Below are 503 nucleotides of genomic sequence, written 5' to 3' on the forward strand. Positions count from 1 at the left end.
AGCTTGCGCTGCTTTGTTCGTTTGTTCCTTGATTAGATAACCAATGGTTGGAACAAAAGAACAAGATGCATCTCAATCTTCAATAAACTTCGCTTAACTTCAACGGCTTGGCTCGCTTTTGCGAAACCAGCTCGCTGCTAGTTTAAAACAGCTAAAGGATGTTTCAGCAATTTTCTTTCGTTATCCAGTTTTCAAGGTGCAATTTTTGGGTTTTCACACCCGCTTTGCGACGTCCATTCCGCACCTGATGACTCGACTTCCTGAATTGCTTCAAGGTCGGCATCGGAAACTTCATTAGATATCGCATATGCTGCTTTGAGTTTTCTTCGATGAAGTTTCCGATACTCTCCCAGTGGGAGAGACGACGGAGCCTACATCTCAGATATACCCGCTTGGCGACGTCCTACTCTCCCAGGACCCTGCGGTCCAAGTACCATTGGCGCTGGAGGGCTTAACGGTCGTGTTCGGTATGGGAACGCGTGGTTCCCCTCCGCCATCGCCAC

1 rRNA gene is annotated in these 503 nt (G+C 48.3%); it reads right to left on the reverse strand.

From position 1 onward, the window contains the following. Positions 1-390: 390 nt before the first annotated feature. Positions 391-503, reverse strand: a 5S ribosomal RNA gene (gene rrf / locus RB620_RS30235); the annotation flags it as partial.

It is taken from the genome of Paenibacillus sp. LHD-117, from assembly GCF_030929555.1.
In the GTDB taxonomy this organism is placed as follows: domain Bacteria; phylum Bacillota; class Bacilli; order Paenibacillales; family Paenibacillaceae; genus Pristimantibacillus.